General features: G+C 60.9%; 29 protein-coding genes and 1 other RNA gene. 10 read left to right on the top strand and 20 right to left on the bottom strand.

Annotation, left to right across the window (positions count from 1 at the left end):
* Nucleotides 1-90 precede the first annotated feature (90 nt).
* The 3 genes from ABID16_RS10530 (at nt 91) to ABID16_RS10520 (ending at nt 2127) form a co-directional block, all read left to right on the top strand.
* On the top strand, nt 91-1125 hold the full coding sequence (locus ABID16_RS10530) for a histone deacetylase family protein (protein ID WP_354556287.1): 1035 nt from the start codon (nt 91-93) through the stop codon (nt 1123-1125).
* Nucleotides 1126-1164: 39 nt separating this feature from the next.
* Nucleotides 1165-1578, top strand: coding sequence for an SRPBCC domain-containing protein (locus ABID16_RS10525; RefSeq protein WP_354556286.1), 414 nt, complete (start codon nt 1165-1167; stop codon nt 1576-1578).
* Nucleotides 1579-1710: 132 nt separating this feature from the next.
* A complete protein-coding gene (locus ABID16_RS10520) occupies nt 1711-2127 on the top strand; it encodes a hypothetical protein (RefSeq protein ID WP_354556285.1) in 417 nt (138 codons plus the stop codon).
* Nucleotides 2128-2153: 26 nt separating this feature from the next.
* Here ABID16_RS10520 and ABID16_RS10515 read toward each other — a convergent pair whose 3' ends face one another.
* The 5 genes from ABID16_RS10515 to ffs form a co-directional block, all read right to left on the bottom strand.
* Complete coding sequence (locus ABID16_RS10515) at nt 2154-2741, bottom strand: YdeI/OmpD-associated family protein (RefSeq protein ID WP_354556284.1); 588 nt, start codon at nt 2739-2741, stop codon at nt 2154-2156.
* A gap of 66 nt (nt 2742-2807) precedes the next feature.
* Nucleotides 2808-3017, bottom strand: a complete 210-nt coding sequence (locus tag ABID16_RS10510) for a ribbon-helix-helix domain-containing protein (protein ID WP_354556283.1) — start codon at nt 3015-3017, stop codon at nt 2808-2810.
* A gap of 19 nt (nt 3018-3036) precedes the next feature.
* Nucleotides 3037-3360 carry a YbaB/EbfC family nucleoid-associated protein gene (locus ABID16_RS10505; RefSeq protein WP_354556282.1) on the bottom strand — a complete coding sequence of 108 codons (324 nt, stop codon included), beginning with the start codon at nt 3358-3360 and terminating at the stop codon, nt 3037-3039.
* A gap of 28 nt (nt 3361-3388) precedes the next feature.
* On the bottom strand, nt 3389-5269 hold the full coding sequence (locus tag ABID16_RS10500; protein WP_435532399.1) for a DNA polymerase III subunit gamma/tau: 1881 nt from the start codon (nt 5267-5269) through the stop codon (nt 3389-3391).
* Nucleotides 5270-5323: 54 nt separating this feature from the next.
* Nucleotides 5324-5421: signal recognition particle sRNA small type (gene ffs, locus ABID16_RS10495), an RNA gene on the bottom strand.
* 130 nt (nt 5422-5551) lie between these two features.
* Here ffs and ABID16_RS10490 point away from each other — a divergent pair.
* Nucleotides 5552-5962 carry an HIT family protein gene (locus ABID16_RS10490; protein ID WP_435532398.1) on the top strand — a complete coding sequence of 137 codons (411 nt, stop codon included), beginning with the start codon at nt 5552-5554 and terminating at the stop codon, nt 5960-5962.
* Nucleotides 5959-6921, top strand: coding sequence for an NAD(+) diphosphatase (gene nudC / locus ABID16_RS10485; RefSeq protein WP_354556280.1), 963 nt, complete (start codon nt 5959-5961; stop codon nt 6919-6921). Before ABID16_RS10490 ends, nudC begins: the two co-directional genes overlap by 4 nt.
* A gap of 9 nt (nt 6922-6930) precedes the next feature.
* Here the strand turns inward: nudC and galE are convergent, their stop codons facing one another.
* The gene (gene galE, locus ABID16_RS10480) at nt 6931-7923 is read right to left on the bottom strand and encodes a UDP-glucose 4-epimerase GalE (RefSeq protein ID WP_354556279.1); all 993 of its coding nucleotides are present in this window, start codon (nt 7921-7923) and stop codon (nt 6931-6933) included.
* Between the two features lie 284 nt (nt 7924-8207).
* On the opposite strand from galE, the gene ABID16_RS10475 reads away from it, so the two are divergent.
* Nucleotides 8208-8528, top strand: coding sequence for a protein tyrosine phosphatase family protein (locus ABID16_RS10475; protein WP_354556278.1), 321 nt, complete (start codon nt 8208-8210; stop codon nt 8526-8528).
* 177 nt (nt 8529-8705) lie between these two features.
* The gene (locus tag ABID16_RS10470; protein WP_354556277.1) at nt 8706-9803 is read left to right on the top strand and encodes a hypothetical protein; all 1098 of its coding nucleotides are present in this window, start codon (nt 8706-8708) and stop codon (nt 9801-9803) included.
* 104 nt (nt 9804-9907) lie between these two features.
* Here the strand turns inward: ABID16_RS10470 and ABID16_RS10465 are convergent, their stop codons facing one another.
* From ABID16_RS10465 to ABID16_RS10440, 6 genes are all read right to left on the bottom strand, one after another.
* Nucleotides 9908-10750, bottom strand: coding sequence for an NAD-dependent epimerase/dehydratase family protein (locus ABID16_RS10465; RefSeq protein WP_354556276.1), 843 nt, complete (start codon nt 10748-10750; stop codon nt 9908-9910).
* Nucleotides 10751-10934: 184 nt separating this feature from the next.
* Nucleotides 10935-12101 carry a glycosyltransferase family A protein gene (locus tag ABID16_RS10460; RefSeq protein ID WP_354556275.1) on the bottom strand — a complete coding sequence of 389 codons (1167 nt, stop codon included), beginning with the start codon at nt 12099-12101 and terminating at the stop codon, nt 10935-10937.
* A gap of 118 nt (nt 12102-12219) precedes the next feature.
* Nucleotides 12220-13449 carry a methyltransferase domain-containing protein gene (locus ABID16_RS10455; protein ID WP_354556274.1) on the bottom strand — a complete coding sequence of 410 codons (1230 nt, stop codon included), beginning with the start codon at nt 13447-13449 and terminating at the stop codon, nt 12220-12222.
* Nucleotides 13446-14021, bottom strand: coding sequence for a dTDP-4-dehydrorhamnose 3,5-epimerase family protein (locus ABID16_RS10450; protein ID WP_354556273.1), 576 nt, complete (start codon nt 14019-14021; stop codon nt 13446-13448). The genes ABID16_RS10455 and ABID16_RS10450 overlap by 4 nt, the downstream gene beginning before the upstream one ends.
* A 4-nt stretch (nt 14022-14025) precedes the next feature.
* Complete coding sequence (rfbF, locus tag ABID16_RS10445; RefSeq protein ID WP_354556272.1) at nt 14026-14796, bottom strand: glucose-1-phosphate cytidylyltransferase; 771 nt, start codon at nt 14794-14796, stop codon at nt 14026-14028.
* A gap of 134 nt (nt 14797-14930) precedes the next feature.
* The gene (locus ABID16_RS10440) at nt 14931-15905 is read right to left on the bottom strand and encodes a nucleoside recognition domain-containing protein (protein ID WP_354556271.1); all 975 of its coding nucleotides are present in this window, start codon (nt 15903-15905) and stop codon (nt 14931-14933) included.
* Between the two features lie 118 nt (nt 15906-16023).
* On the opposite strand from ABID16_RS10440, the gene ABID16_RS10435 reads away from it, so the two are divergent.
* Nucleotides 16024-16476, top strand: coding sequence for an Lrp/AsnC family transcriptional regulator (locus ABID16_RS10435; RefSeq protein ID WP_354556520.1), 453 nt, complete (start codon nt 16024-16026; stop codon nt 16474-16476).
* An 89-nt stretch (nt 16477-16565) separates the two neighbouring features.
* Nucleotides 16566-17054, top strand: coding sequence for a VOC family protein (locus ABID16_RS10430; RefSeq protein WP_354556270.1), 489 nt, complete (start codon nt 16566-16568; stop codon nt 17052-17054).
* A gap of 10 nt (nt 17055-17064) precedes the next feature.
* On the opposite strand, the gene ABID16_RS10425 is transcribed toward ABID16_RS10430, so the two are convergent.
* The gene (locus ABID16_RS10425) at nt 17065-17454 is read right to left on the bottom strand and encodes a nuclear transport factor 2 family protein (protein ID WP_354556269.1); all 390 of its coding nucleotides are present in this window, start codon (nt 17452-17454) and stop codon (nt 17065-17067) included.
* A complete protein-coding gene (locus tag ABID16_RS10420) occupies nt 17451-17897 on the bottom strand; it encodes a VOC family protein (RefSeq protein ID WP_354556268.1) in 447 nt (148 codons plus the stop codon). The genes ABID16_RS10425 and ABID16_RS10420 overlap by 4 nt, the downstream gene beginning before the upstream one ends.
* Before the next feature lie 71 nt (nt 17898-17968).
* On the opposite strand from ABID16_RS10420, the gene ABID16_RS10415 reads away from it, so the two are divergent.
* Nucleotides 17969-18556: a TetR-like C-terminal domain-containing protein gene (locus ABID16_RS10415; RefSeq protein ID WP_354556267.1), complete on the top strand. Its 588-nt coding sequence runs from the start codon at nt 17969-17971 to the stop codon at nt 18554-18556.
* Nucleotides 18557-18599: 43 nt separating this feature from the next.
* Here the strand turns inward: ABID16_RS10415 and ABID16_RS10410 are convergent, their stop codons facing one another.
* The 6 genes from ABID16_RS10410 to ABID16_RS10385 form a co-directional block, all read right to left on the bottom strand.
* Complete coding sequence (locus ABID16_RS10410; RefSeq protein WP_354556519.1) at nt 18600-19361, bottom strand: ABC transporter ATP-binding protein; 762 nt, start codon at nt 19359-19361, stop codon at nt 18600-18602.
* A gap of 8 nt (nt 19362-19369) precedes the next feature.
* Complete coding sequence (locus ABID16_RS10405; RefSeq protein ID WP_354556266.1) at nt 19370-20143, bottom strand: ABC transporter ATP-binding protein; 774 nt, start codon at nt 20141-20143, stop codon at nt 19370-19372.
* A gap of 5 nt (nt 20144-20148) precedes the next feature.
* Nucleotides 20149-21300 carry a branched-chain amino acid ABC transporter permease gene (locus ABID16_RS10400; RefSeq protein WP_354556265.1) on the bottom strand — a complete coding sequence of 384 codons (1152 nt, stop codon included), beginning with the start codon at nt 21298-21300 and terminating at the stop codon, nt 20149-20151.
* 3 nt (nt 21301-21303) lie between these two features.
* Nucleotides 21304-22329, bottom strand: coding sequence for a branched-chain amino acid ABC transporter permease (locus tag ABID16_RS10395; RefSeq protein WP_354556264.1), 1026 nt, complete (start codon nt 22327-22329; stop codon nt 21304-21306).
* A 181-nt stretch (nt 22330-22510) separates the two neighbouring features.
* Nucleotides 22511-23860 carry a substrate-binding protein gene (locus ABID16_RS10390; protein ID WP_435532397.1) on the bottom strand — a complete coding sequence of 450 codons (1350 nt, stop codon included), beginning with the start codon at nt 23858-23860 and terminating at the stop codon, nt 22511-22513.
* 155 nt (nt 23861-24015) lie between these two features.
* Nucleotides 24016-25182: a pyridoxal phosphate-dependent aminotransferase gene (locus ABID16_RS10385; RefSeq protein ID WP_354556263.1), complete on the bottom strand. Its 1167-nt coding sequence runs from the start codon at nt 25180-25182 to the stop codon at nt 24016-24018.
* Nucleotides 25183-25251 lie beyond the last annotated feature (69 nt).

Genomic DNA, 25251 nt, shown 5'->3' with positions numbered 1-25251 from the left:
TCCGCGCATGACTGTCGTGGTTGATTGGGGCGGCTTCGGCCGCCCTTTTTAATTCGACCGGTCGATATTCAGAGATAAATCGGAGCCGCCATGAAAATCATCTATTCAGAAAAGCACAAGCTGCGCGACGCCAAGACTGAACTGCATGGCGGCGAGCTCGTGAAGCCATTCGAGGGGCCGTTTCGGGCGGAGTGGATTCTGGAAGCGGTTCAGGCGGCTGGATTCAAGGATGTTTCTGCGCCGGCGGATCACGATCTCGACGTGGCGATGAAGGTGCATGATCGCGGCTATCTCGAGTTTTTGTCGACCGCCTGGGATCGCTGGGCGGCGGAAGGGTTTGCCGGCGAAGCCATTCCCGTAACCTTGCCCGTGCGGCGCACACAGATGGCGCGCGTGCCGCGCAATATCGACGGGGCGCTCGGCTACTATGCCAACTCGGTCGAAACCTCGATCAGCAAGGGCTCCTATGAGGCAGCGCTTGCGTCGCAATCCTGCGCGCTCGAGGGGGCGGACTGGCTGAACAAGGGCAACAGGAATGCCTTTGCGCTTTGCCGGCCGCCGGGCCACCATGCCGGCATCGACACCTATGGCGGCTATTGCTTCATCAACAATGCGGCCGTTGCCGCGCAGCGCCTGCTCGACCATGGCGCCAAACGCGTCGCGATCCTCGATGTCGACTTCCACCACGGCAACGGCACGCAGGACATCACCTATCGCCGCGACGACATCTTCTTCGCCTCGCTGCATGGCGATCCGGTGGATGCGTTCCCCTACTTTCTCGGCTATGCGGACGAGACCGGCGAAGGCCCAGGCGAAGGCTTCAATGCGAATTATCCCATGCCGCCGGGCACGCCGTGGAGCATCTGGTCGCAGGCGCTTTCCTATGCGCTTTCCCGCATCAAGGCCTATGGGGCGGAGGCGATCATCGTCTCGCTTGGCGTCGATACGTTCGAGAAGGACCCGATCAGCTTCTTCAAGCTGACAAGCCCGGATTTCATCAAGATGGGTGCAATGATTGCCGACAATGGCGTGCCCGTGCTGACGCTCATGGAAGGCGGCTATGGCGTGCCGGAGATCGGGCTGAATGTCGCGAATTTCCTGAAGGGCGTTGCCGACAAGGCCTAGCTCCTCTAGGTTGATATCAACAAGACGAGGAGAGAGCCGATGACCATCACCGTCGAAACGAAAGTTGCCGCTGACATTGCAACGGTGTGGCACGCCTACACGACGCCTGAGGACATCGTTGCCTGGAATGCGGCCTCCGACGACTGGCACACGACCAGAGCGACCGTCGAGCTGCATGAGGGCGGCCTGTTCTCCTCGCGCATGGAGGCGAAGGACGGCTCACAGGGCTTCGATTTTGCCGGCACCTATACGCGCATCGTGCCTTACGCGGTGATCGAATATGCGTTCGGCGAACGCAAGGCTCGCGTCGATTTTGTCGAGGACGCCGACGGGGTGACGGTCACCGTCGCCTTCGATTCGGATGGCCAGTTTCCGGAAGACATGCAGCGCGCCGGATGGCAGGCGATCCTCGACAATTTCAAGTGGCATGTGGAGTCCAAACGTAAGGGCTGATTGACCGAGGCGAATTTCGATGAGGATTTGTCGGGGCGATGGATCAAATCGCGTGCGAATCTGGTTTACTGTTTAAGAGGATTGGAAACGAACGCTTCCCTTCCCGATTTTCAAGCAGGATTGGAACCGGACATGCCGACACATTTGCTCAGAGCCTCCACTGTTATTGCCTGCGGCGTGCTGCTGGCCGCCTGCCAGACGGCCCAGAGCCCGAAGGCAGAAGGGCATCTCAGCCAGCGCTGGGAGGGAAAGCCGGTCGCGGAATTCGAGAAGCGGTTCGGCAAGCCAGCATCCGGTAGCGCCTCGGGCAAATTGGTCTGGAGTGTAATGCGAAACGACGTCACGCCGGCGCATGAACGCTCATTCGGCATCGGCGTCAGCGGTGTTGCGATCGGCGATCCGCTGAAGACAAAGGTCGAGGCCAGAACGGAGCGCAAGAGCTGCACCATCGAAGTAAGCGCCAGCAATGGCACGATCACACGCATCGATATCGTGAAGGACGACTCGACGCGCGAAGCCGCATCGCTCTGCCTGCAAAGCTTCGGTTGAAGCTCAGCCCGAAGCGGGCGTGAATATCAGTCATCCAGCCCTTTGCCGGCCATGATCTTCGGCCGGCATTTTTCAATGCGACTCTGGCGTGTTGCAGATTGCTTAGCCGACGAAAAATGCAAGAGATAGGCCCGCTGGCGGCCGGGCGTCAGCGCCTCAAAGGCGGACTTCAAGCCCGGATCGCCATCAAGGGCGGCGACGAATTCCTCCGGCATCGCAAATTCGGCCACGGTCTTGCGAACCACATTCAGCCCTGCCCTTTCCACCTCGATCGCATCGTGGATATAGGTCTTGAGCAGGTTCTGCATGCGTTGAATTTCGTCGAGACTGGTGAAACGAATCTGTCGGGCGGACTGCACGTTATCCGTCTGCTGGATAAGGATGCCTTCCGGGTCCTGCATCAGCGCGCCCTTGTGAAAGAGTAGCGCGCAATAGTCCTTGAAACCATGGATGAGCACAACATTCTTGCCGTCGAGCGTGTAGCAGGGCACGCCCCATTTCAGGTCTTCGGTGAGCGGACATTCGAGAAGAATTGCCCGCAGCGCCGCCCATTCCGCCCGCCAGCGATCAATGCGCTGCAGATAGGCATCGACCTTGGGATTTGTCGGATTCATGTTGCCCTCCGCTTACTTTCAGGAGAGCTTATATGGCACACGGACAGCTGGGAAGTTCCAGATTGGCTAATGCCACTCCCGTCGAATCTGCTCTTGAAACTCAAGCCCATCCGGGCTGTCAGGACCCCACACATTGAAGCATTTGGCGAAGCGTTCTTTCGTTCTTGCCTTCAACAAGGTCTCAATTGCCTCAAGCACCAGCGCCTCGCGAGAGACATTTTCCGTCTCCGCAAGGCGGTCCAGCGCTTCAATCTGCGCAGGGTCGAGGTCGAGCATGAACCGCACAGTACCTGCCTCAGAACGGGAACTTCATCCCCGGAGGAAGCGGCATGCCGGCGGTGATTTCGGCGAGCTTGGCCTGAGCCTGAGCCTCGCCCTTGTCTTTCGCAGCCTTGTGCGCGGCGACGATGAGGTCTTCAAGGATTTCGACGTCGTCTTCCTTGAACATGGATGGGTCTATCTTGATCGAGGTCATCACGCCCTTGCCGTCGAGATGGACCGTGACCATGCCGCCGCCGGCCTGACCTTCGATGTCCATGGCGGCAATTTCGGCCTGGACCTTTTCCATCTTGGACTGCATTTCCTTGACCTTGCCCATCATGCCCATGATGTCGCGCATAGCCAGCTCCTTATGTTATTGAATGAGATTAGAATTCCACGTCGTCGCCGGGGAGCACATCACCCTCTTCAGTGACGGCTGCGGCCGGCGCAGGCTGGTTTTCCTCGTCTTCCGTTTCATCCTTGCGGACACGAACGTCCATGATCTTTGCGCCGGGAAAACGCTCAAGAATCGCAACGATATCCGGATCGGAGCGGGCGTCGAGAAGATTGGTTTCCTTCTCCATCGCCTCCTGCTGGACCAGCGTCGGCTCGCCCTCGTCACGCGACAGGATGACCAGCCAGCGGATGCCGGTCCATTTCTCAAGACGGGTCTGCAGATCGTTGACCAGCGAGCGCGGAGCATCCGACCCCAGCCGGATTTCCAGCTTGCCGGGCTCGAGGCGCACCATATGAACGTGCTGGCGGAGCAGCGTCCGCAAGACGGGCTCGCGGTTCTTCGAGCAGAGCTCGACGATGTCCTTCAGCGAGCCGACATTGACCAGCATTTCTGGCGCGGCGCGTTCTTCGGCGCGCGGCGCTTCAGCGGGTTGCGGCTCGGTAACCGATTGCGGCGTGGAGACCGGGTCGGCTTTCGGTACGGCGCGCAGCATAGCAGTTGCGCCACCGTTAGAGCCGCGCGGGCTTGTAGACTGGCCGACCGCATTCACATTGCCGCCTCCTTGCATGGAGGCTCCGCCGCCGCCATTCGGGCGAGGCGCAGAAGGCGCATCGACGGCGCTGCCATTGGCGTAGTCGGCCAGACGTCTTGCGGCCTCCTCCGGCGAGGGAAGGTTGGCGGCATGCGCGATACGGATCAGCACCATTTCGGCAGCGGCCTGCTGGCGGGCGGCGCTTTCGGTTTCCGGGATGCCCTTGAGCAACATCTGCCATATGCGCGAGAGGGTCGAGACGGCAAGCGTCTTGGAGAACTCCGCGCCGCGCGTCCGCTCGGCTTCGCTCAGCGACGGGTCTTCGGCAGAGGCAGGCGCAAACTTGAAGCGCGTGACCAGATGGGTGAAATCGGCGAGATCGTTCAGCACGGCAACCGGGTTGGCGCCCGCCTCATACTGGCCGGCAAATTCCGTAAGCGCTGCGGCTGCGTCACCGCGCGCCAGTGTCTCGAAGAGGTCGACCACACGGGCGCGGTCGGCGAGACCCAGCATGGTGCGGACCTGTTCGGCAATGACGGCGCCGCCGCCATGGGCAATCGCCTGATCCATCAACGAAAGACCGTCGCGCGCCGAGCCTTCGGCCGCGCGCGCGATCATCGCCAGCGCTTCCGGCTCGGCTTCGATGCCTTCCTTGCCCGCAATCGTCGAGAAAAGATGCACGAGATCGGCCGCAGAGATGCGGCGGAGATCGAAGCGCTGGCAGCGCGACAGGACGGTAATCGGAACCTTACGGATTTCGGTCGTCGCGAAGATGAATTTCACATGTTCGGGCGGCTCTTCGAGCGTCTTCAACAAACCGTTGAAGGCCTGCGTGGAGAGCATGTGCACTTCGTCGATGATATAGACCTTGTAGCGTGCGGAAACCGGGCGGTAGCGCACCTGCTCAATGATCTCGCGGATATCGTCGATGCCGGTATGCGAGGCGGCGTCCATTTCAACGACGTCGAGATGGCGGCCTTCCATGATCGCCTGGCAATGGATGCCAAGCTCCTTCAGCTCGATCGTCGGCTTGTCGATCGTGTCGGTCTTGTAGTTGAGCGCGCGGGCGAGAATGCGGGCGGTGGTCGTCTTGCCGACACCGCGAACGCCCGTCAGCATATAGGCCTGCGCAATGCGCCCGCTCTCGAACGCATTCGTCAGCGTCTTGACCATCGGCTCCTGGCCGACCATCAGATCATTGAAATCCTTGGGACGATATTTGCGCGCGAGGACCCGGTAGCCAGTCTGCTCCGCAATGTCCTTTTCGCTGCCGCTCATGGCCCGTTGCCTTTGAATTTCGCCCGGCAACCGGGCTTTCATAGAACGTGAGAGGTGGGAGGCCAGCACGATGACCCGTGCCTGAACTCGTTAGGGCTGCTTCCTTCCGGACCTGACCCGGTTGGCGAGTGGTCCGTCCACCACCAGCCTCCCGACCTCCATATCGGCAATCTTCATGCGAAATGCAAGCAGAATGACGAAAATTCACCGTGTACTCTGCTTGAAGCGGGCGGCAATTCCCGCATACAGTCGCTTAAAAGAAAATCAGATGGGAGAGCAGGCTTGGAGAAATTCGAACCGGATATGCGGCTCACCCGCAATGCGCATCTCATTGCCAATCTGGGCCTTTGCCAATTGCGGCTCGTTGACGACAGCCGCTGGGCCTGGCTGACACTGGTGCCGCAAAGGCCTGATATTTCTGAAGTTTTCGAACTCACGCCGCTTGACCAGACGATGTTGACGTTCGAGACCAATCTGGTGGCCAGCGCCTTGAAAGGCGTGACACGCTGCACCAAGATCAATGTCGCTGCCATCGGCAATATTGTGCGGCAGCTGCATGTGCATGTCGTGGCGCGCAACGAGGGCGATGCCAACTGGCCTAACCCGATCTGGGGCCATGGCGACGCCCATCCCTATACCGAGGAGGCCCGTAAGCGCCTCGTTGAGACCTTGATGAAAGCGCTGCACGCATGAAAAGCCCGATTTTCGATATTGCCGCTCCGCATGCGGAGCCATCGAGCCTCACGGCCTTCTCCGAAAACGCGCTCATCCGCGATACGGAAAATCGCGACGACGACTGTCTGGAAAGGGCCTTCGCGACCGAGGGCGTCCATTGCTACGCAATCGCTGACGGCCGGATGATCCTGAAGCACGACCGGCAGGTGCTCGATCCTCTGTTTGCGCCTTATGAACTGGCCGCCCTCGATCCCGATCCGGACAATGCCGTGCTGCTGGGCCATCGCGAGACCGGCGAGCCGCGCATCGCCATGCCGGTGAAGATCGATCCGGAAAACCTGCCGGAGCTTTACAAGGCGGCGAGCGCGCGCGGCATCTATCGCGAGAACATTCTGGAAGGCGCGATGCTGGGCGAAGCGGCGCAGGCCTTTTCGCTCGTCCACTGGAACATGACGCATCGCTTCTGCGGCAAGTGCGGTAACGCGACACTTGCCAAGGCGGGCGGCTACAAGCGGGTCTGCGAGGCCTGCGGCAACATGCTGTTCCCGCGCACCGATCCCGTCGTCATCATGCTGGTGATCGATGAGGAGAACGACCGCTGCCTGCTCGGCCGCAATGTGCAGTTCCCCGACGGCATGTATTCCTGTCTCGCCGGTTTTGTCGAACCGGGCGAAACGATCGAGAATGCCGTGCGCCGCGAGACGTTCGAGGAAGCCGGCATCACGGTCGGGCAGATCCGCATCTATGCATCCCAGCCTTGGCCGGTGCCGCATTCACTGATGATCGGCTGTTTCGGCCGGGCGGAAAGCCGCGACATCACATTTGACGAGAAAGAGCTGGCGGATTGCCGCTGGTTCACGCGCGAAGAGACCGAGGCGATGCTGAAGCGGACCCTTGGGGAACCTGGCTCCGCACCACCGAAGGGCGCGATTGCACATCGACTGATGCGGGACTGGCTGGATTGGCCGGAGGCGTGAAGCCTCCGATCAATAGGAATTCTTCCGCCGCAGATGCTCTTCCCAGGCAAGCGCCGAGGAAATAATCTCTCCCAGATTGTCATGCACAGGCTGCCAGCCGAGCTCGCGCTTGGCCACAGCGGGATTGGCGACAATCAGCACCGCGTCACCGGCGCGGCGGGGACCGAAGCCTATGTTGAAGTCGCGGCCGACAACCCTCTTCATCGTCTCCAGAACCTCCAGAACCGAGAAGCCCCGGCCGTAGCCACAGTTGGCGACGAGCGAGCCACCTCCCTCGCGCATGCGCTGCAGCGCTTTCAGATGCGCATTCGCCAGATCGGTGACATGGATATAGTCGCGAACACAGGTGCCATCGGGTGTCGGATAGTCGGTGCCGAAGACGTCGATCTTCTCGCGCAGCCCTGTGACGACCTGGCTTGCGACCTTGATGAGGTGCGTGGCACCGGGCGTTGATTGGCCCGTGCGGCCCTTCGGATCGGCGCCGGCAACGTTGAAATAGCGCAGCGCCGTATAGGTGAAATCATGGGCAGCGGCGGTGTCGCGCAGCATGATCTCCGTCATCAGCTTGGAACTGCCGTAAGGCGATTCCGGCGAGAGCCGCGCGGTTTCAGAGACGGGGTCGGAGCCATCCGGCGTGCCATAGACGGCAGCCGTGGACGAGAAGACGAAATGCTTCACCCCCGTCTTCACGGCCCAGGCGATCAGCGCGCGCGACTTGACGGTGTTGTTTTCATAATAGCCAAGCGGGTCGGAAACCGATTCAGGAACAACGATGGAGCCGGCGAAATGAATGATCGCGTCGATCCTGTTCTCAGCCGCGATGCGGTCTAGAACGGCGGTGTCGGCAATGTCGCCCTCGTAGAATTTCGCTTCGGGCGCAATGGCCCAGCGGTGACCGGTCGAAAGACGGTCGATGACGACGACATCTTCATTAGCATCGATCAGCGCCCAGACCATGTGGCTACCGATATAGCCGGCGCCGCCCGTGACCAGAACCGCCATAGATATCTCCGCGTTCGATTCGACTGCGAGGCACGATAGCTTTTGAAATGCCCGGCGCAACTGCAATTTTGGTTCCGCGCCATAGGAACGGCTCGCCCCTGAAACCAGATCGTCCTCTCAAGCTGTCATACTTGAAACATATTTATTATTATATATATTTACCTATGTACTAAATGCCCCGCTTCGAAAGTTCCTACGTGATGACATCCGCCAATTCCCCATTGCAAGCCGGCATTCTCCGCCGGCTTCTTTCCGTTCTTTTTCAGAAAGGTTCGAAGGCATCCATGCGCCAGATCGATAGCAATTACTTCGTCGCCGGACAGATTTCAGCGGAGCAGGTGGCTGAGCTGAAGGCCGCAGGTTTCTCGGCCATCTGCTGCCTTCGCCCTGATGGAGAAGGTTTCGGCCAGCCGGCATTTGCGGAAATCGAGGCTGCGGCAAAGGCCGCGGGGCTTAAGGCCTACTACCTGCCGGTCTCGCCGGGCTCCATGCCGATGCAGCATGCGTCACGCCTGAAGGAGATCCTCCGAGAGGAGGAAGGCAAGATCCTTGGCTACTGCGCTTCGGGCAACCGGGCCACGATGCTTTATCAACTCGCCAAGTAAGCCCGTCGTTAGTTTCGCTCAAGCTAGCAGCCATAGACAGGGGATGTTCAGGCGCGCGCCGGAGCACGGGACAGGACCGCACCCTCCCCGCCATCCTGGCTGCGCGCCTGAACGGTTCGAACGGTTCGAACGGTTCCGGGCCACTTCCCTTTTTCGACGCCCGGCGCGGAGATGCCCATGCCCCGTCTGTCGGTCCTCATTGCGCCTGCACAAGCCTCCGAAAGCGGTCTTGGAACGCTTGTCGGCAGCCTTCTGGCCGACCCCTCGCTCGACCTTGAAATCATTACGACGGAGCAGGCGCACCTGCCCGCAACCGGCGATGCGCGATTGACTATCCTGCCGGCCATAACACCCGGCACGCCGCAACAGGCGATCTGGTCGGCCCTCGTCTCAGCCTCGCGCGGCGACTGGGTCACGCTGGTCAAGCCTGACGACATGCTCGAACCCGAGCTTGCCATAATGGTCGGCTTTCTCGCAGAGGCGAACCCCGCAGCCGATGCGCTGTCGTGGCATTCATTGCAAATCGACGCCAGCGACCCGCCGGAGCGGCGCTTTTCCGTCGGCGTGCCGAGCCAGTACGCCATCATCAATATCGACAAGACGGTGATGCTGAAGGCTTTCTTCATGTGGGAGAACAGCCTGAATGTTCCCCGCATGCCATTCGGCCTCTATCACGGCGCGCTCAAGCGTGAGCTGGCGCTTACGATTGTAGAAAGCCTCGCCGCTTCCGGCCGTGTCTCGCCGCTGCCCGCCAGCGAATGGTCGGCGCGGACCATCTTCATGGCGAATGAGATCGCCTTTTGCGAGCGGCCCATGTCGGTCATCGCCAAGGAACGCTTCACCTTCGATCCGGCCGGTATTCCAACACCGGGTTTTCCGTTTCACGCCGGCATCGGCGAGACCGCAGGCATTGCCGAAGTTCAGAATGCGGTCTTCATGGAAATGGGGGCGCCCTGGGGGCCCGGCGCGGAAGAAGCCTTCGTCCGTGCCGCCACGATCGATTGCCTGCTGGAAATCGACGAAGAGGCCTTTGCAGCGAAATGCGAAGCCTATGACCACGCCTTCCGCCTCTGGGATGGTGGACGCCACGCGCATCTCTTCCAGCCCTATTATGCCGGACCGCAGGTGCCCGACATCCGTCGTGGCCTGCATGGCAACATGCTGATGGTCGATCGCTTCATCGGAAAAGCTCGCACGGCGCAGGATTTCTACCGCGTCATGCGGTCATTCCTCGCGCCTGTTCGCCTCATCTGCGGCGCGGGCGCCGCGATTTAGACCCTCAACGCCTTATCATTGACCTGCCCTTCGCAATCCACTGCCCGGAACGGCACGCGGCATGCGGAGACGTAAGACAAGGCGGACGGCATTGATTGTGCCCATCATTGCGGGGCCTGCCAGTTGCAAACGCCGACGACCGCCGCCGGATCACCCGGCGGGACAGGTTCATTCGAGAAAATCAGGAGATCGCGACGGCCGTACATGTCTGCAATCCGTTCGGCAAAGAGACGAACGGTGGTAGGGCGGCCGGAGCAGATGTTGACCACACCCTGTTGCCCGGTCGCCGCGATCCCGGCAATCATGCGGCCTGCGTCGGCTACGTGGAGGAAATCGCGGAGTTGCGTTCCGCCGGCGAGCCTCACATGTTCGCCCCGGGAGAGGCAATCGTGGATGCGGGGCGCAAGCCGGCCCGGCTGCTCGAACTCTCCGTGGAGATAGAAGAGGCGGGCCCAGGTGAACCGCTGATCGGCCAAAGCGGCATGCCGTCTCAGCGCGAAATAGGCCGCCAGCTTGGCAGCGGAATGGATCGTCGTGGGCCCGAGCGGGGCATCCGGCTGGATGCGTGTCGAGGGCAGACGATATTCCATGCAGGTGCCAAGACCGATGACATGGCCGACGCCGGCCCGTGCTGCCGCGCGCGCCATCACGATGCTGCCCACCGTGCAAATGAAATTGAAGCGGGAGTGCTGGCAGGTTTTCGAATCGGCAAACCAGGCGGCGTGGATCAGTGTGTCATGCCCGCTCAGCGCCCGTGTCCACCAGTCTTCGCGCTCGGCGAAAAGGTCGCGGGTCAGGACAACGTTGATGTCGCTGGTGGACAGCCCCGCACGGAGCATGCTGCCAGGACGCACGGCCACCGTCACCTCGTGCCCGTCGGCGAGCAGATGCTTGAGGATCTGCCGCCCCACAAAGCCGCTTGCACCGGTCAGGAAAACCTTGCTCATGCGCATTTGCCGACCGGATTGAAGGATGCCGGTGACGGCTTGCTCTCGTTGTGGCGCTGCCCCTTCCAGCCCATTCTGCTCCGTTTCCGCAACATGCCGCGCGAGGCGTTTCGCCGGCTTGCCCATCGCGCTCAAATGCGTAGCCGACCTGTCTTGCCCGAGACTGGCAGCCACCGAGCGCGTTTCATAGAGGGACTGGAATCTCCCTGGCTGGCGTCATCATGCCGGCTGCGGCATCGTAAAGCTCGCGCGGTGTCGCCGCCCCCGCGAAGCGCTCGCCCAGATGAACGAGAAGCGGGGTAATGCCCGTGAAGACAGCGCCAGCGGCCTCACCGGGTTCGGTATAGACCGGGCTGAACGCGGACAGAAAGCGACCGTCCTTCCACACCCGGAAGCCGGCCTCGTAGCGCGCCCGGCTTATTTCGAAATCCGCGCGCGATGCTGCCGATTCGCAATCGATCGCGCAGGACCGGGCAAAGTTTTCTTCCCAGCCGTCATGCTTCAATCCGTAAGTCTTTCTGAACCAGTGCTGACTGGCGCCAATGGCGGCCGCTACCCCATAGGCGGAGGGAAAGGGGAAGTCCGCAAGAACCGCGTCCTGATCCATGTTGCGCCCCAGATCGGCCATGAACTCGGCGTGGCGGCGGGCATTGTCGTCAACCCTACCCATCGCCGCCGAATTGCTGGTCGGGCAGGCCCCCAGAACCGAGAAGGGCCGCTCGGAAAAGACGAAGCGCCGGGCCGTCGAGATGATCTTGAACGCGCTGTCCTGATCGACCACAGGATGCTCGAAATAGCGATTGCCGAAACGGGATCGGTTTTCTTCGACCAGGGCGCGTCGAACGGTTGCGTGGTAGGCCGAAAACATGAAGTTCGGCACGCGGCCGGCGCCCTCCCAGCCGAAGGTCTTGCGCATCAGGTCGTCGCGCGCGACTTCCACGATCCTGCAGCCGGTGGGAATTGAGGTCTGCATCTCATGCGGTCGCGCACCGGGCCAGTGAAACGTCAGCCTGTTCCATGCGATGGCATCGACATCGGGCACGCGCGCCTCGATGGCCGCAATGAGATCAGCGAGATCGGGATCCATGTAGTCATCATCGCCGATGAAGGCGACCCAGCGGCCTGTTGCCGCTGCCATGGTGCGTTCCCAGTTGTCGACCATGGAGAGCTGTTTTTCCGGCGAGGCCAGGAAGCGGATGCGCGCATCCGCGGCAAGCCCGGAAACGAAAGCCGGCATGATCGTCGCATCGTCGGAATTGTCGGCGAAGACAAATTCCAGATCGGACCGCGTGGACGCGATCAGCGCGCGGATCGTTTCCTGAAAATAGATCTGCCGGTTGCGCGAGGGCACGCAGATGGAGAGGAAGGGCGCGCTGGTCAGGCCGGAAGCTCCACCGCGATCTCGGTCTGCTGGTCGCGACGCTTTCGCTCGCGCACCGTCACGGGCTTTGCCGGCGCTGCGACCTTCGTCAATCGTGGATCGTCAGTGTGGGGATTGCCGTCACGAATTTCCCACCCCAGTCTCTGATAGAGGAAAGCTGACGCATGATCTCGTCCTTGAGATTCCATGGCAGTATCACAACCCTTTCCGGACGCAACGCCATCAGCGTCTGTTCGTCCACGATGCGGATGCGGCTTCCGGGCATGAAATGCCCCTGCTTAGCCGGATTCTTGTCGGCAACGGCGGCGACAAGGTCCGGTTTCACGCCCGCGAAATTCAGCAGCGTGTTGCCCTTGGCCGCCGCGCCATAGGCCGCCACGCGCAGCCCCTTGCGGCGCGCATCGATGAGGAAGGCGAGGAAGGCGTCACGGACTTCAAGCGCGCCACCCTGCATGGCGGCGTAGGTTTCGGCTCGGTCGAGCCCCGCCGCCTGCTCCTCATCGAGCACGGTCTTTACATTAGCGCTCAAAGCGTGCGCGGCGCTTGCGGCGCGACAGGCAAAGACACGCAGCGAACCACCATGCCAGGGTGTCTTTTCGACATCGAAGACGCGAAGACCATTGGCCGCGAAGATGCGGGCCACGGCCAGAAGCGAGAGATAGGAGAAATGCTCATGATAAGCGGTATCGAACTGGTTCTCGGCGATCATGTTGAGGATATGCGGGAATTCGAATGTCGCCACGCCGTCAGGCTTCAGGAGGCGCGTGAAGCCGCCGACGAAGTCGTTGACGTCGGGCACATGAGCGAGAACATTGTTGGCCGCGATCAGGTCGGCCTGCCTGCCTGCAGCAACCAGTCTTTCGGCCAGCGAAATGCCGAAAAACTCCTCGACGATCTCGATGCCCTTGGCACGCGCCGCCGTTGCCGTGCTCTTCGTCGGCTCGACGCCGAGGCAGGCGATGCCCCGCGCCTTGACATATTGCAGGAGATAGCCGTCATTGGCGGCGATCTCGACCACATGCGACTGCGGCCCCAGGCCAAAGCGCGTGACCATGTCGGCGACGTAACGCTCCGCATGCGAGAGCCAGCTCTGCGAGAAGGAAGAAAAATAAGCATAGCTCTCGGAGAAGAAGGTCTCGCGGCCGGCGAAGTCTTCCGTCTGCACGAGAAGGCATTCGCGACAGACGCGGATGACCAGCGGATACCAGAGTTCGGGCTTGGCCAGCTCGGCCTCAGCCAGATAGGAATTCGACGGCGGGGCCGTTCCGAGGTCGAGGAAGGGGGCAAAATGCGATCCCCCGCAATGCCGGCATTTCATGGAGTCAGTCCTTCAAAACCGGAGGCGATGCGGGGCAGCGCCTCGTCGCGCGGCGAACGGTTGATCACCGGCAGCGGCCAGTGAAGCCTCAGCGCCGGATCGAGCGCATCAATCCCGCCCTCATACGCGGCGGCATAAGGTGCGGTGTGGAGATAGATCATCCGCACATCATCCGTCAGCGCCTGGAAACCATGGGCGCAGCCTTCCGGAATCAGGAGCGCGCGACCGTTTTCGGCTGAAAGTTCCACGGCGGCGGACCGCAAATAGGTTGGCGATAACTTACGTAAATCGACGGCGACGTCATGGATGCTGCCCGCAACGCAGGAAACGAGCTTCATTTCCGCATGGGGCGGTGTCTGATAGTGCAGGCCACGCACCGTGCCGGCACGCGCCGTTCCCGTCTCGTTGATCTGGGCGATGGGGCCGCGCCAGCCTGCCAGCGCCAGTTCTTCGGGCTCGAAGAGGCGCGAGAGGAAACCCCGCTCATCGGCAAGCTTTCGCCGCGTCACGGTATAGACGCCTGCAATTGCGGTCGGCTCAATGAGGAAACGGTTGCCCGAAACAGAGGACATGCGCCTACCATTTCTTCCAGGGCGGGTTGCCGCTTTCCCACATGGCCTCGAGCTGGATCTTGTCGCGCAACGTGTCCATCGGTTGCCAGAAACCGCTGTGGAAAAAGGCCTTGAGCTGACCATCCTGCGCGAGACCGGACAGCGGCTCACCCTCCCATGACGTCTGATCGTCGGCAATGCGGGACAGCACCTTCGTGGAAAGAACGAAAAAGCCGCCATTGATATAGCCGCCCTCGCCCTCCGGCTTTTCTACAAAGCCCTTCACATCGTCGCCTTCGAACTTCAGCGCGCCGAAGCGGGCGGGCGGGCGCACGGCGGTCACGGTTGCATCGCGGCCGTGGGACTTGTGAAAGCGGATCGTTTCGGCGACATCGACATCGGCGACACCGTCACCATAGGTGAAGCAGAAGTCCTTCTCACCCTCGAGATAGGAGGCAACGCGCTTGAGGCGGCCGCCCGTCATCGAGCTCTCTCCGGTGTCGACCAGGGTCACGCGCCAGTTCTCGGCACTCTGGCGGTGGAAGAAGAGGCGGTTTTCCGACAGGTCAAACGTGATGTCGGACATGTGCAGGCCGTAATTGGCGAAATATTCCTTGATCACATAGCCCTTGAAGCCGCAGCAGATGATGAAATCGCGGATGCCGTGAGCGTAATATATCTTCATGATGTGCCAGAGGATCGGCTTGCCGCCGATCTCGATCATCGGCTTCGGCTTCAGATGGGTCTCCTCGGCAATTCGCGAGCCGAGCCCGCCTGCCAAAATCACCGCTTTCATCCGATCCCCCGAGCCAAGGCACTGCATGTCAGGACTGCCAGAGCAGCCTGATTCGCAATCTTGCGCCGAACGCGGGCAAGCGAAACCGCTAAAGCTCGGTTTTGCACTGGTAAAGCGGCGGCGCTCGCGCGCCTTTATTCGGTGGACCCGCCCACCGGCGCCCGATAAAAGCGCGCACGGAACCGTTCATCCGACATGCGGCTCAGGATGGCCGCAATCACCGCCGTTGCAGCAACGGCAAAAACTACACGGCCGACCAGCACACCCCAGGCATTCGCGCCGACCGACATGACAACCAGCGTGTCCTCGATGATGCTATGGGCGAAGCCCATGAAGACACAGGCCAGGAAGACTTGGCGGGGCGAAACCAGCCCCGTCTGTGCTTCGCGGATCAGCAGGCCGCCGCCATAGGAAATGCCGAGGAAGAGGCCAACCGCCGTCAGATGCCCAGCCTCGCCCCTGATGCCGGCAAGTCGAAGCAGCGGCGAAAGCAGTTTCATCATAAGGGCCAGAATGCCGCTCACTTTCAGGAGATCGAGCCCGATGGTCAGCGCGAAGAGGATGACCAGCATCCATAGCATGGTCTCGCCAAGGCCCCAGAGATAGCTCGCCCAATCGGGCGTCGCTGCAATCGGGATCCAGGCAGGATTGACGGGGGCAGACATCCAGCCGGTCACGGTCAGGATATGATGCAGGATGAAGGCATAGAGCAGCCCGCCGCCTACGCGAAGCAGCGTCGTGACCAGCATACCGGGGCCCGCCTTTTCGATGATCTTCTGTTCGATCGGCAAGCCATGGGCAAAAAGGATGAGGGCGGAGAAGATGGTCACATCGGCAACGCTGAGCGACGAGACCGGAACCAGCGTGAAGATCAGGGGCACCGCGCCCCAGATGCCGACCAGCATGGCGGTCAGCCAGGCAAGCCCCAGCTCCGGCGGCAGGCCGACCAGGTGCATCACCGGCGCGAAGACCGGGGCGATCGCCTTGATCAGACCAAGGCGGGAAAGGAGTTCCGTGCCGATTGCAATGGGAACCGTGATCTTCACGAGCACCCAATAGATCGCCAGCGTTTCCTTCATTTTCCGGGTGATGACATCCATGACCTGCATTGCCGGGCTCCGTTTTAGGTGCGGTCTTACTAGCAGGAAGCGCTTCGCATTTTTGGTCAAAGATTGCATCCATATGCAATTTTATTGCAATTTGATGCAGCCCCTCTATCGTCTCCATATGGACAAAATCGACCGCAAACTCTTGAACCTCATGCAGCGCGACGCCTCGCGGACCAATGTCGACATGGCCGACGAGGTGGGCCTGTCGCCTTCCAGCTGCCTGCGCCGCATCCAGCGTCTGCGCGCCTCCGGTATCATCGAGCGCGTGGTGGCGATCCTCAATCCGGCGAGGGCCGGACGCGGGATCAAGGCGTTCGTGACGGTGGAGTTGAAGCTGCATGGCGAGGCGCACATGCGTCGCTTCCTCGATCTCGCCAGCGCCGAAGAGGCCGTGTCCCAGGCCTATGCCGTGACCGGTGAAAGCGACGTCGTACTGATGCTGCGCCTGAAGGACATGGAGGAGTTTGCCGAACTCTGCGACCGGCTTTTCCGCGACCAGACGAATGTGGCGCGGTTCTTCACGATGATGGTGATCAAGACGGCGAAAGAGGAGACGGCGGTGAGGGTCTGAAGCGGAGCAAGTTCGGCACTTGACGCAACCGGGAGTTTCCGCTGAAGCTGCCGCAGAACCAGAAACACACAGCTTCAAGGAACCTCTCCATGACGACGATGCCGGCCATTCTGGGTCTCTACGAGGCGCATCTGACCGTGGCAAATCTGGAAAGGTCAATAGAGTTTTATCGAGACATCGTCGGTCTCGAATTTGCGAAATTGATCCCGGAAAGGGGTATCGCCTTCTTCTGGATCGATGATAAGAAGACCGGAATGCTGGGTCTTTGGTATGCGGGCTCCGGGCCTTTGCGGATACGCCTTCACATCGCCTTGCGTATGAGCCTGGACGGCGTTTTGGCATCCGCTGCCCATTTATCTGCCGCAGGCGTGACGCCGCTGGATTTTTACGGAAACCCTTCCAGCGAACCAGTCGTCATTGGATGGATGCCGGCCGTCTCGCAGTATTTTGCAGATCCTGACGGGCATTCCATCGAGTTTATCTGTGTTCTCGACGAAGCACCCGACGACAACTTTGGTATGCAACCCTATTCGAAATGGCTGGAACGCCATCCGGGCGGCGCGACTGCTCGCGCATAAGGTCCAAGATTCAGCCTGCGGGCCTTGGAGCATAGGCCGGGGTGAGGTGCGTGAGTTCGCACCGCCATTCCCCCTCAATTCGCCGATAGATATCGGTGATCCATTCATCCGCCTCTATCGGGTCGGAGCGAAACCAGCCGGTATTCTGGCCGCGTCCCGTGACATAGGCCAGGTCTTTGCCGACGCGGATCAGCCGCTCCTGTTTGGCCATGGTGTAGTGGCCAAGAACGCCGCTGGAGATCGCGGCAAGCACCGCTTCGGCGCTGATCGGTCCGCGCTCCGGCGTCACCAGCATCCAGTCCTCAGTGATGCAGGCGCGGATTCTGGCGACATCATTGCTGATCATGGCGTCGTTGAACGCCTCTTCCGCTTCGCGGAGCAATTGCGCGTCATCGGTCATGCGCCTGTCTCCTCGTTCCAGCGCCTCTGCATTTCGTCCGGCGTGACCTGCTCGATCGGCTGCGAAAGCATCCAGCGATGGCCGAAAGGATCAATCACGAGCGCATTGCGTTCTCCGAAACTCTGGTTTGCCGGATGGCGCAGCACGGTCGCCCCTGCAAGCCTTGCGCGTTCGAGATCGGCATCGACGCTTCCAGTGGCAAGATGAAATGTCACCGGTGTCCCGCCAATCGTATCCGGGCTTACAGCACCAAAATCCGGATATTCATCGGCGAGCATAACAATCGTCGATCCAAAGCGAAGTTCGGCATGACCGATCCGGCCATCCGCGGGGTCAGTCATGCGAAAGACTTCGCTTGCGCCGAAGGCTTCGCGGTAGAATTTGATCGCCGCCTCTGCGCCTTTGACTATGATGTAGGGTGTTGCTGATGTGATCCCGGACATGGCAGACCTCTTGCCTGAACTCTATATTTACGTTACGAAACGTAAAGTAAATTGTCAAGGAGCGGAATCTGATGAAGGCGCGAGGACGACCGCCGAGCGAGGAGGCGAAGCGCAAGGCATTGCGCGCGGCCTATGAAATCCTGATGAGCGAGGGGTTCGGCCGGCTGACGATCGAGGCGGTGTCGCTGCGCTCCGGCGTTGGCAAGCCGACCATCTACCGCAATTGGGCCAATGCAAGCGAATTGGCGATGGCGGCGTTGTTTGCGGACACGCAAGACGACGCGCCGGCTGCGGCCCCGCGCCTCGGCCCTGCCTTGCGGGCGCATCTGCGCGCACTCGTCACGGCGTTCGCTACCACGCGCGGCCGCCAGATTGCCATGGCGCTTGCCGCCGCAGATCCTGAAAGCGAAATGACCAAGGCGTTCCGAAACCGGATTCTCCTGTCAAGCCGGGAAGTGGGGCGGTCGCTTCTGCAGTCCGCCCAGGATAGAGCGGAGATCGAGCCGCCGGAGACAATCGACCTGATCCTCGACATGATCTACGCGCCGATCTTCTATCGGCTGCTCATAGGCCATCTGCCGCTGGACAGCGACTTTGCAGACGGGATTGCGGATCAGGCGATGAAGCTAATGACGCCTAGCCGGCAGGTCGAACCTTGATCCCGCTAGCGCTCTTGACGCGATCGCATCACTTCTCAGCCTATCAAATCGCCAGATAATCGTGCCTGAGCTGCTCGTTCTCCAGCACTTCCTTGGCCGTACCGCTGAACACGACTTCGCCCGTGTCCATGATCACCGCGCGGTCGGAGAGGCGGAGTGCGGCCACGGCATTCTGCTCGACAATGATCGTGGTGATGCCGAGGTCGCGGATCTGGTGGACGATCTTTTCGATTTCCTGGACGATGACCGGGGCGAGGCCTTCATAGGGTTCGTCGAGGAAGAGGATCTTCAGGTCGCGGGCCAGTGCACGAGCGACGGCGAGCATCTGCTGTTCGCCGCCGGACATGGTGACTGCTTCCTGGTTACGGCGTTCGGCGAGGCGCGGGAAGTGGTCGTAGATCTTCTCGATCGTCCAGCCCTTCTGGCCAGAGACCTGGGCGAGAACCAAGTTCTCCTCGACCGTCAGGCCGCCGATGATGCGGCGGTCTTCCGGCACGAGTTGGATGCCGGCTTGTGCTGCCTGAAACGCCTTCATCTTGTGGACGGGCTGGCCGTCGAGCCAGATTTCGCCGCTCTTCAGGACTGGGTTCGACGCACGGGCCAATGTGCGCAGCGTCGATGTCTTGCCGGCCCCGTTACGGCCGAGAAGGGAGAGAACTTCCCCCTTCTTCACCTCGAAGGAAACGCCCTGGACGATATAGGATTCGCCATACCAGGCATGAATGTCGCGGACGCTGAAAAACGCCTTTTCGCTCGGGTTCACCACGGTATCGATCTCTCCCCTGAATTCCATTTGTCCGGCCATCACGTTCATCAATGCGCCTCCCCAAGATAGGCTTCCTTGACGCGCGGATTGCCCCGAACCTCCTCCGGAAGACCTTCTGCGATAACGGTTCCTTGCGCAAGCACGCTGATCTTGTCGGCGAGCGAAAAGACGACGTGCATGTCATGCTCGATGATGACCTTGGTCATGCCGCGCGCCTTGATGCGTTTCAGCAATTCGATGGTCATGTTGGTGTCGTGGCGGGCCATGCCGGCGGTCGGCTCGTCGAGCAGCAGAAGCTTGGGCTTCTGGATCAGACACATGCCCAGCTCCAGCCGGCGCTTGTCACCGCGCGAGAGCGAGCCTGCGAGATGCGTGCGGCGTTCGTAGAGGCCGACATCGTGCAGGATTTCCTCAGCCTCTTCCCGCAACTCCTTCTCCGCGCTGACGGCACGGATCGCGTTGAAGGTGAAGGCGCCGTCACGCTTGGCGAAGGCCGGGATCATGACGTTTTCGAGCAGGTTCAGGTCGGCGAAGATTTCTGGCGTCTGGAAGACGCGCGAAACGCCGAGCTGGTTGATCTCGTGCGGCTGGTGCCGGTCGAGTGTTTCGCCGTTGAAGACGACATGGCCGTTATCGGGCTTGATGCGGCCGATGCAGACATTGAGCAGCGTCGACTTGCCGGCACCGTTGGGACCGATGATAGCGTGGACCTTGCCCTCCTCCACCTGGAGATTGACGTTGGTCAGCGCGCGAAGCCCGCCGAAGCTCTTGTTGACGCCGGATACGTCGAGAACAATGTTTGGCTTGTTCGTTGCAGTCATGAGCCTCACTCCGCCGGTTGCGCGTGGCCGCTGACGGCCGGTTTGTTGCCATTGCCGCCCTTTTTGAAGAGCGAGGCGATGAGGCGGACGCCTTCCATGATGCCGCCGGGCAGGAAGATGACGATGGCCATGAAGACGAGACCGAGCGTCAGGCTCCAGCCTTCACCCACGAAGAGCGAAAGCAGCTTGACGATGGGTTCGCGCAGCGTGTGGGGCAGGAAGCTGAAAACGCTGTTCAGCGCGGTTTCGTTGAAGCCCGAGAAGATGTTTTCGAAATACTTGATGATGGCAGCACCGATGACCGGGCCAATCAGCGTGCCGACACCGCCCAGGATCGTCATCAGCACCACTTCGCCCGAAGCCGTCCATTGCATGCGCTCAGGCCCGGCCAGCGGATCGACCGCCGCCATCAGCGAGCCGGCGAGCCCGGCATAGATGCCGGAAATGACGAAGGCCGCCATCAGATAGGGCCTTGTGTTGAAGCCGGTGTAGCGCATGCGGTTCTGGTTGGACTTGATCGCCTTCAGCATCAGGCCGAAAGGCGAGCGGAAGATGCGCATGGAGACGTAGAAGCCGATGATGAGGGCGGCGGCCGTGAAATAGAAGCCACCAAGGCCGCCGCCGCTGATTTCCAGGCCGAAGAGCGTGGAGCGCGGCAGGCCGGTGCCGGGCGTGATGAACATGGCGTCGACAATGCGCGGGTCCTTCAGCGTCAGCTGCAGGCCGGTTTCGCCGTTCGTCAGCGGCGTCAGCACGGAATAGGCCATGTTGTAGCTCATCTGCGCGAAGGCGAGCGTCAGGATCGAGAAATAGATGCCCGAGCGACGCAGGCTGACATAGCCGATCACAAAGGCAAAGATGCCGGCGAAGATGATCGACATGGCAATGGCCGGGATGACGTTCATCGTGAAGAGCTTGAACGACCAGACCGCCGCATAGGAGCCTATGCCGAGAAAGGCCGCGTGGCCGAAGGAGAGGTAGCCGGTGAGCCCGAAGAGAATGTTGAAGCCGATGGCGAAGAGCCCGAAAATGCAGAACTTTTCGAGGATCGCCGGATAGGCCGCGCCAATCGGCTGGAAGAGGATGGGGGCGAGCAAGACCACAGCCGAAAAGCCGAGGAACATGACCCAGTCTTGTCTTGAAAGATTGCCGAACATTGATCAGTCCTCCATCACGCCTTTGCGACCCATCAGCCCGCGCGGCATCGTCAGAAGAATGACGACGGCGACGAGATAGATGATGATCTGGTCGATACCCGGGATGATGCTCTTGATTTCATTCATGGATGCGAAGGATTGCAGGATGCCGAGCAGGAAGCCGGCCGCAACCGCGCCGCCCAGCGACCCCATGCCGCCGACGACGACAACGACGAAGGAGAGGACCAGGAAGTCCATGCCCATGTGATAGTCGGGTGGCAGAACCGGCGTGTACATGACGCCGGCAAGGCCAGCGACGACGGCAGCGATGCCGAAGACGACGGTGAAGCGGCGCTCGATGTCGATACCGAGCAGGCCGACCGTTTCACGATCCCGCATCCCGGCGCGCACCACCATGCCGTAAGTGGTGAATTGCAGGAAGGCGAAGACGATGCCGATAATGGCGAGCGAGAAGAGGAGGTAGATCAGCCGCCACCACGGATAGGGAATGGCATCGCCCAGTCCTAAGAGCATGCCGACCTGTGCCGTGCCGGAAAAGGCGGCGGGGGCGGCCTGCGGGATCGGGTTTGCACCATAGAAGTGCTTGATGATTTCCTGCAGCACGATCGCAAGGCCGAAGGTCACGAGGATCTGGTCGGCATGCGGGCGCTTGTAGAAATGGCGGATCAGGCCGCGCTCCATGACGATGCCGATGATCAGCATGACTGGAATGGCCACGATGATCGAAACCGGAACCGAGTAGTTGACCAGAACCTTGCCGAACTCGCCAAGCCAGGCTTCCACCAGCGAGGTCTTGATCTCGGCCGGCGTCCCCCAGGGGGTCAGCTGCGTCGGGTCGACCGTGACCTTCTCGAGCGTCAAGAGCTTGTTGAACGTGACGGCGCAAAAGGCACCGAGCATGAAGAGCGCACCATGCGCAAAGTTCACCACGCCGAGCGTGCCAAAGACGAGCGTGAGACCAAGCGCTATCAGCGCATAGGCGCCGCCCTTGTCCAGCCCGTTCAGGATTTGCAGGATTATCGCATCCATCTGCCGTCACCCTTGTTGCAAGGCGCATGGGTTCGCTGCCGGAACTTAGCCGGCGAAGAACACGAGACGCATTGACTGAGACATTTGTCGCCGAGGGATGCATCCCCGCATCCTCACACGGCCTTTCATCATTCATGAGCGGCGCGGACGCTCTGGCCTCCGCGCCGGAATAAAGCGCGGATCAGCCGCAGGTCTTGGCGTCGGCCGGACCCAGATCGCCGCCGAAAATGGCCGGATCGTAGGTCACGTCCTTGGCAGCGACGGTCTTCTTGACTTCGAGAAGGTCGAACTTATCCTTCGGCTTTTCCTTACCCTGCACGACCAGCACATCCTTGAAGCACTGGTGGTCGCTGCCGCGGTAAAGCGTCTTGCCGTTGCCGAGACCGTCGAATTCGAAGTCTTCCAGCGCCTTGATCACGGCCGGCGCGAAGAAAGTGCCGGCGCGCGCGCAGGCATCCGCATAGAGGATCGCCTGGGCATAAGCCGTCTGAGCGGCCTGCGACGGCGGCGTACCATATTCCTTGCCGAAGGATTTGACGAAGGCTTTGGTGCCGTCGTTGTCCAGTTTCCAGTCCCAGTTCGCGGTGCCGTAAATGCCCTTGATGGCGTCGCCGGCGCCCTGCGCCATGAGTTCGGAGAAGAGTGGAACAACGATTTCGAAGTTCTTGCCGCCCACCTGCTTCTGGCGCATGCCGAACTGCACGGCCTGCGTCAGCGAGTTGACCATGTCCTTGCCGTAGTGGTTGAGGATGAGCACGTCTGCGCCGGAGCTGAGAACCGGCGTCAGGTACTGCGAGAAGTCACCGGCGCCGAGCGGGGTGCGAACGGCGTTGACCGTCTTCCAGCCTTGCGCCTCGGTGGACTTCTTCATGGACTCTTCCTGTGTCCAGCCCCAGGTGTAGTCGGCGGTCAGGTGGTAGGCCTTGCGGTCCTTGCCATAGGCTTCGGCGAGAACCGGGCCGAGAGCGACGCCCGACATGTAGGCGTTGAAGAAGTGGCGGAAGCCATACCGCTTCTTGTCCTTGCCGGTCGTGTCGTTGGAATGCGTCAGGCAGGACATGAAGATCACGCCCATGTCCTGGCAGAGGCTCTGCACCGCGACGGCTTCGGCCGAAGAGGAGCCGCCCGTGATCATGATCGCCTTTTCCTTTTCGATCATGCGCTTGGCGCTGTCACGCGCGGCGTCGGCCTTGGTCTGCGTGTCTCCGCTGACGAAGGTGACCTTCTTGCCGAGAATGCCGTTGCCCTTCAGCGCCTTGGACGAGAAGGTGGAGAGCATGCCGCCATCGCCTTCGCCGTTCAGATGCTTGACGGCGAGCTGATAGGCCTTGAGTTCGTCGGCGCCTTCGTCGGCATAGGGGCCGGAAAGCGGAACGTTGAAGCCGAAGACGACATTTGCGCCGGTCGGCATGTTGCAAGACTGGTCGGCCGCATAAGCGCCGCGGATGAAATGCATCGGCGTCGACAGTGCCAGGCCGCCCACCGCGCCGGCCTTCAAGAGACCACGGCGGTTTATGATTAGTTTAGACATCGGAATCCTCCCAGACGATGTGTCCCAACGTCCCTCCTCCGGAACGTGGAACAGATGCTAGCAGCGAGGCAATTATCCGCAATTGTCCTTAAGTGATAAGACAAAAGTCTTAAAAGCGGCGCAATATTGAAACAGTGCGCCGCAGCATTACACTATCAGAGACTTGCAATGTATTTTGCAAGCCGGTCTGCGGCGACTTCCATCTGCGCCGGATCGCGCAGAAAACAGGCGCGGATGAAGGCGCTGCCGCCGGAGCCGAAGGCGGTGCCGGGCGCGAGCCCCACCAGCGCCTTGTCGACGATGTCGAGTGCGGTCACACGACTATCCTTCACGCCGTCAATCTTCAGGAAGGCATAGAAGGCACCGTCCGGTTTCAGCGTTTCGACGCGGTTCGTGGCAATCAGCGCATCGCAGAGAATATCGCGACTTCTCGCGGCCTTGGCGAAGTTTTCCCTGATGACGCTGTCGCCTTCGTTCAGCGCCACGGTCGCGCCCCGCTGCATAAACTGGGCCACGCCAGAGGTGGAATACTGGATGAGGTTTTCCGTCACCTGCCCCAGTTCTTCAGGGATGACGACCCAGCCGATACGCCAGCCGGTCATCGACCAGTTCTTGGAGAAGGAATTGACGAAGATGATGCGGTCGTCGGCCTGCATGACATCGAGGAAGGAAGCGGCGCGACCGCCGGCATAGTGGAAATGCGCATAGATCTCGTCGGCCATGATCCAGAGGTTCTTGCGCCGCGCGATGTCGAGAATGGCGCGCATATCATCGAGGCTTGCCGTCCAGCCGGTCGGGTTGGAGGGCGTGTTGACGAAGATGCCGCGCGTTTTCGGGCCGATGGCGCTTTCGAGCCTGTTGAGATCGAGCTTCCAGCCGCCGCCGGCGAATTCCAGTTCCAGCGGCGTGGCAATCGCGCCGGAGACTTCGAGTGCTGCGGAAATGTTCGGCCAGGAGGGCGTCAAATAGATCATCTCGTCGCCGGGTGCGGCGATCATCTCGGCGGCGATCTTGATCGCATGCATGCCGGACGCGGTGACGATGAAGTTTTCGGAACTCAGCGAGGTGCCGAAATGGCGGGTATAGTACTCTGCCAGCGCCTGACGCAGCTCCGGGATGCCGCGCTGCCATGTATAGAAGGTCTCACCGGCAAGGAGCGCATCGGCTGCCGCCCGGCTGATGAAATCCGGCGTCGGACTATCGCCCTCGCCTGCCCAGAGTGGGATCAGCCCCTCGCGCCCGCGTCCGTAGTTGAACACCTCGACAATCCCGCTTTCCGGTGCGTTGGCGGAACGGGGGCTCAGGGTTTCGATCAGGCGCATGGGGTTCTCCGGCTGTTATCCGCCGAAGAATAATGGGGATTCGGGTTGAAAGCCCAATGATAAATTATG

Origin of the sequence: Limnomicrobium aquaticum, assembly GCF_040545545.1 — a bacterium.
In the GTDB taxonomy this organism is placed as follows: domain Bacteria; phylum Pseudomonadota; class Alphaproteobacteria; order Rhizobiales; family Rhizobiaceae; genus Ensifer_A; species Ensifer_A aquaticum.
The sequence above is the reverse complement of the archived record's forward strand: the minus strand, read 5'-3'. Positions and strand labels throughout refer to the sequence as shown.

Coding starts and splice junctions, on each gene's coding strand:
- ABID16_RS10530 (WP_354556287.1), top strand. CDS start 91: ATGAAAATCATCTATTCAGAAAAGCACAAGCTGCGCGACGCCAAGACT.
- ABID16_RS10525 (WP_354556286.1), top strand. CDS start 1,165: ATGACCATCACCGTCGAAACGAAAGTTGCCGCTGACATTGCAACGGTG.
- ABID16_RS10520 (WP_354556285.1), top strand. CDS start 1,711: ATGCCGACACATTTGCTCAGAGCCTCCACTGTTATTGCCTGCGGCGTG.
- ABID16_RS10515 (WP_354556284.1), bottom strand. CDS start 2,741: ATGAATCCGACAAATCCCAAGGTCGATGCCTATCTGCAGCGCATTGAT.
- ABID16_RS10510 (WP_354556283.1), bottom strand. CDS start 3,017: ATGCTCGACCTCGACCCTGCGCAGATTGAAGCGCTGGACCGCCTTGCG.
- ABID16_RS10505 (WP_354556282.1), bottom strand. CDS start 3,360: ATGCGCGACATCATGGGCATGATGGGCAAGGTCAAGGAAATGCAGTCC.
- ABID16_RS10500 (WP_435532399.1), bottom strand. CDS start 5,269: ATGAGCGGCAGCGAAAAGGACATTGCGGAGCAGACTGGCTACCGGGTC.
- nudC (WP_354556280.1), top strand. CDS start 5,959: ATGAAAAGCCCGATTTTCGATATTGCCGCTCCGCATGCGGAGCCATCG.
- galE (WP_354556279.1), bottom strand. CDS start 7,923: ATGGCGGTTCTGGTCACGGGCGGCGCCGGCTATATCGGTAGCCACATG.
- ABID16_RS10475 (WP_354556278.1), top strand. CDS start 8,208: ATGCGCCAGATCGATAGCAATTACTTCGTCGCCGGACAGATTTCAGCG.
- ABID16_RS10470 (WP_354556277.1), top strand. CDS start 8,706: ATGCCCCGTCTGTCGGTCCTCATTGCGCCTGCACAAGCCTCCGAAAGC.
- ABID16_RS10465 (WP_354556276.1), bottom strand. CDS start 10,750: ATGAGCAAGGTTTTCCTGACCGGTGCAAGCGGCTTTGTGGGGCGGCAG.
- ABID16_RS10455 (WP_354556274.1), bottom strand. CDS start 13,449: ATGAAATGCCGGCATTGCGGGGGATCGCATTTTGCCCCCTTCCTCGAC.
- ABID16_RS10450 (WP_354556273.1), bottom strand. CDS start 14,021: ATGTCCTCTGTTTCGGGCAACCGTTTCCTCATTGAGCCGACCGCAATT.
- rfbF (WP_354556272.1), bottom strand. CDS start 14,796: ATGAAAGCGGTGATTTTGGCAGGCGGGCTCGGCTCGCGAATTGCCGAG.
- ABID16_RS10440 (WP_354556271.1), bottom strand. CDS start 15,905: ATGCAGGTCATGGATGTCATCACCCGGAAAATGAAGGAAACGCTGGCG.
- ABID16_RS10435 (WP_354556520.1), top strand. CDS start 16,024: ATGGACAAAATCGACCGCAAACTCTTGAACCTCATGCAGCGCGACGCC.
- ABID16_RS10430 (WP_354556270.1), top strand. CDS start 16,566: ATGACGACGATGCCGGCCATTCTGGGTCTCTACGAGGCGCATCTGACC.
- ABID16_RS10425 (WP_354556269.1), bottom strand. CDS start 17,454: ATGACCGATGACGCGCAATTGCTCCGCGAAGCGGAAGAGGCGTTCAAC.
- ABID16_RS10420 (WP_354556268.1), bottom strand. CDS start 17,897: ATGTCCGGGATCACATCAGCAACACCCTACATCATAGTCAAAGGCGCA.
- ABID16_RS10415 (WP_354556267.1), top strand. CDS start 17,969: ATGAAGGCGCGAGGACGACCGCCGAGCGAGGAGGCGAAGCGCAAGGCA.
- ABID16_RS10410 (WP_354556519.1), bottom strand. CDS start 19,361: ATGGCCGGACAAATGGAATTCAGGGGAGAGATCGATACCGTGGTGAAC.
- ABID16_RS10405 (WP_354556266.1), bottom strand. CDS start 20,143: ATGACTGCAACGAACAAGCCAAACATTGTTCTCGACGTATCCGGCGTC.
- ABID16_RS10400 (WP_354556265.1), bottom strand. CDS start 21,300: ATGTTCGGCAATCTTTCAAGACAAGACTGGGTCATGTTCCTCGGCTTT.
- ABID16_RS10395 (WP_354556264.1), bottom strand. CDS start 22,329: ATGGATGCGATAATCCTGCAAATCCTGAACGGGCTGGACAAGGGCGGC.
- ABID16_RS10390 (WP_435532397.1), bottom strand. CDS start 23,860: ATGTCTAAACTAATCATAAACCGCCGTGGTCTCTTGAAGGCCGGCGCG.
- ABID16_RS10385 (WP_354556263.1), bottom strand. CDS start 25,182: ATGCGCCTGATCGAAACCCTGAGCCCCCGTTCCGCCAACGCACCGGAA.